Source organism: Moorena sp. SIO3I6 (genome assembly GCF_010672095.1).
Window position 1 is genome coordinate 1 of record NZ_JAAHHU010000232.1, and the last position, 3,574, is coordinate 3,574.

At 44.1% G+C, this 3,574-nt stretch carries 2 protein-coding genes and 1 pseudogene; 1 reads left to right on the forward strand and 2 read right to left on the reverse strand.

The features are described 5' to 3' along the window. Positions 1-575, reverse strand: a pseudogene (locus F6K49_RS32245) (ATP-binding protein); the annotation flags it as partial. Between the two features lie 73 nt (positions 576-648). Between F6K49_RS32245 and F6K49_RS32250 the strand changes: the two are divergent. After that, complete coding sequence (locus tag F6K49_RS32250) at positions 649-1,953, forward strand: DUF4157 domain-containing protein (RefSeq protein ID WP_293103199.1); 1,305 nt, start codon at positions 649-651, stop codon at positions 1,951-1,953. Between the two features lie 113 nt (positions 1,954-2,066). On the opposite strand, the gene F6K49_RS32255 is transcribed toward F6K49_RS32250, so the two are convergent. Continuing rightward, positions 2,067-2,576 (reverse strand): reverse transcriptase domain-containing protein, encoded by a 510-nt coding sequence (locus tag F6K49_RS32255; RefSeq protein ID WP_366514257.1) that lies wholly within the window; start codon positions 2,574-2,576, stop codon positions 2,067-2,069. Positions 2,577-3,574 lie beyond the last annotated feature (998 nt).

A 3,574-nucleotide genomic window follows, 5' to 3' on the forward strand; every position in this document is an offset into this window, starting at 1 on the left:
CCAGACCAAATGCTTATCAATTGCGACCCTATACTTAACTGAGAGGGAGGCAAAAAAACCGGGTTAGTCTGAGGCGGTTGGGGTATGATCTTGCCTGCTAATTCCTGGTCTGTGGCATCGTATCCTAACAGAAAGCAGAGGATATGCTGGTCAATTATTAGGGGGGACTTGGTTAGGATATTTCGTGGCTCTATCAGGAGCAGTTGCCAGTAAAATAAAGGGCTTTGGGGAGAAAGGACCTCAATACTTGCTCCGGGCAGGGCGTCCATAGCTAAACAAAGACTAGGATAGTTTTTGTGAGGATGATTTTTTTGGGCTTTGGCAAACAAAGACTGGAACATATGATCCATTTCCTGGCCCACGCACATGAGCAGGATATCCCTTTCAATTGGGGTTAGATTGAAGAGGATACAAAGTTGAGCCAGGGCAGAAGTATCGTCAACAAATTCAGTAACGATTTGTTGATTTATCTTACCTTCTATGTAGTTTTCTAAATAGTTACGAACTCGATCGATTTCTTGTAACAAAGATCTAAAATTAGTGTGATACCAGTTGGTTTTAGTTTGGGGTGCCATGTCGCGCTCCATTTTGACGGTGGGATCGACTGATATTCTTTTCTAATAGGGTACAAGGTAAAAGGAAAAAGCTATGCGCACTACTCATACCTATAAACCGAAATATTCTCACTCTACCTCGTTGTCAAATGAACAAAAAAAGAAAGACGAAAGACGGAAAGGTATAAGAGAAAGGTTGGATGCAGAGGAAAGGGAGTGGAACGCGGAAGAGGCGGTCGGGGAATGGGAAAGTATGAGTGCGAAGGTGATGCGCACCTTAGAATCAGGAGTAACCCAACCGGAAAGGGGAAGGAGAGTTATCGGGCTGCAACCAAAGCTAACTATAGGAAAGCCGGGAGATAAATACGAGCAAGAGGCAGATCGAGTAGCGCGTCAGGTAGTACAGCAGATTATATCACCACAGAAGGGAAATTTAGAGGGGGAAGTGAAGGGTACGCCAATAGTAAAAATACAGAGGAAAGCGTTAACAGGAGGGATTAAGGCACCGAGAAATTTAGAAGGGGGATTAAAGGAAGCAAGAGGAAGGGGAAAACCACTGTCCGAAACGATTAGACATCCGCTTGAGCAGGCGATGGGGGCGGATTTTAGTGGGGTGCGGGTGCATACGGATGCCCGGGCGGATCAGTTGAATAAGTCGATTCAGGCGAAGGCGTTTACTACGGGGCAGGATGTGTTTTTTCGGAAGGGAGCGTATCAGCCAAGGAGTAGGGGGGGGCAGGAGTTGATCGCCCATGAGTTGACCCATGTGGTACAACAAAGGAAGAGGATAGGTGAGAAAAAGACAAGAAAGGGGAGGAGATTGTGGATGTCGGAGAATAGGGGCAGCAGGGTAGAGCGTAGAGGTGTAAAAGAGGTGGAATCGTTGAATGTGAAGGAAGGAGGTGGAATGCAAGAAAGAAAAAAATCTGTGTTTGAAGGGGGTATGGTGCAGCGGATGGGTGATGGGGATAAGGAAGGGTTTGAGGTGGAGCGTACGGAAATAAATTTAATATACGATGATGGCGACACAAAATTTTCGGTAAGAGGCCAAAGTGGCAATAGTACGGAGACGTTAGACATCATAAAGAATTGGTCAGTGTTAGAGAAATGGTTTAATAAAAATGTAGGTTCTGAGGAGGTGACTAATCAATACGGAGAATGGTATTCAAGACATTGGTCCGATTGTGCAGAGCCTAACGCCTTAGCCCTATTAATTAAGGAAGTGCATGATAACTATAAGGGAAGAATATTACTTGATAAACACTTGTTCGAAAAGTTATACTTCGAAAAAAAAGCAAATAGATTAGCTCTAGAAAACGAATTGGTTGCACCATGCGATGTATGCAAAAAGTGGGTCGGAGATAGTAGTTGGTCATTAGGGTTGAAAATTCAGTGGTAAAAATGCGATTGAGAGGAGGGAGGACCGTTGTGTCCAAAAGAAGATTAGAGCGTACGCCGTAATAGATGGGTGGGCATTAGGACAGGATTCAGGAAGAAATTGCCAAACTATCATTATTTGCCCACCCTACCCAACGGAATGCGTACGCTATCATAATTTGCCCACCCTACCCTACCGAATGCGTACGCCTCTGTTGTGTTTAGGGTTAAAGTTATGAAAACGACCAACCCAAAACCAACCAGACTCACCCCATCCACCCCACTTCTAACCCACCGCCACCAATGGTTAAGGTAAGTCTCAATGCGCATCTCATCCGCACCCTGCTCGTAAAGCCGAAACACCTTATCCACCATGCGTTCCACCGTTTTTTTCGCCACCCCCAACCCCTGTGGCGAAAACCAATACCCCAGGAAATCAAACCCCTGGGCAATCCGTCCGATAAAGGTCTTTTCGGGGTGTTTCTCCACCCTCAACTCCGCCATCACCTGATTGACCACCTTAATCCCCTTGCGCAGTTTCCACCGCGTCGGTGCAAGGATGAGCCAATCATCCATATACCGCACATAGCAAGTAGGGTGGGCAAATTGACCTGATAACTGATCATATTGCCAAACTATCGGAATTTGCCCACCCTACCCGACTATTTTGTTGCTTAATTTAGGAATTTAATGCTATCACCGGTTTTTGAAAACCGCTTTAAGAAAGCGTACGCTGATAAAGTAGGGTGGGCAAATTGACCTGATAACTGATCATATTGCCAAACTATCAGAATTTGCCCACCCTACCCGACTATTTTGTTGCTTAATTTAGGAATTTAATGCTATCACCGGTTTTTGAAAACCGCTTTAAGAAAGCGTACGCTGAGCAAGTAGGGTGGGCAAATTGACCTGATAACTGATCATATTGCCAAACTATCAGAATTTGCCCACCCTACCCGACTATTTTGTTGCTTAATAATGGTTATATTGATGAAGTGCGAACGCTGATAAAGTAGGGTGGGCAAATTGAGATGATAACTGATCATATTGCCAAACTATCGGAATTTGCCCACCCTACCCGACTATTTTGTTGCTTAATTTAGGAATTTAATGCTATCACCGGTTTTTGAAAACCGGTTTAAGAAAGCGAACGCTGATAAAGTAGGGTGGGCAAATTGACCTGATAACTGATCATATTGCCAAACTATCGGAATTTGCCCACCCTACCCGACTATTTTGTTGCTTAATAATGGTTATAATGATGAAGTGCGAACGCTGATAAAGTAGGGTGGGCAAATTGAGATGATAACTGATCGAATTGCCAAACTATCAGAATTTGCCCACCCTACCCGACTATTTTGTTGCTTAATAAAGGAATTTAATGCTATCACCGGTTTTTGAAAACCGCTTTAAGAAAGCGTACGCTGATAAAGTAGGGTGGGCAAATTGACCTGATAACTGATCATATTGCCAAACTATCGGAATTTGCCCACCCTACCCGACTATTTTGTTGCTTAATAATGGTTATAATGATGAAGTGCGAACGCTGATAAAGTAGGGTGGGCAAATTGAGATGATAACTGATCGAATTGCCAAACTATCAGAATTTGCCCACCCTACCCGACTATTTTGTTGCTTAATAA

Coding starts and splice junctions, on each gene's coding strand:
- F6K49_RS32250 (WP_293103199.1), top strand. CDS start 649: ATGCGCACTACTCATACCTATAAACCGAAATATTCTCACTCTACCTCG.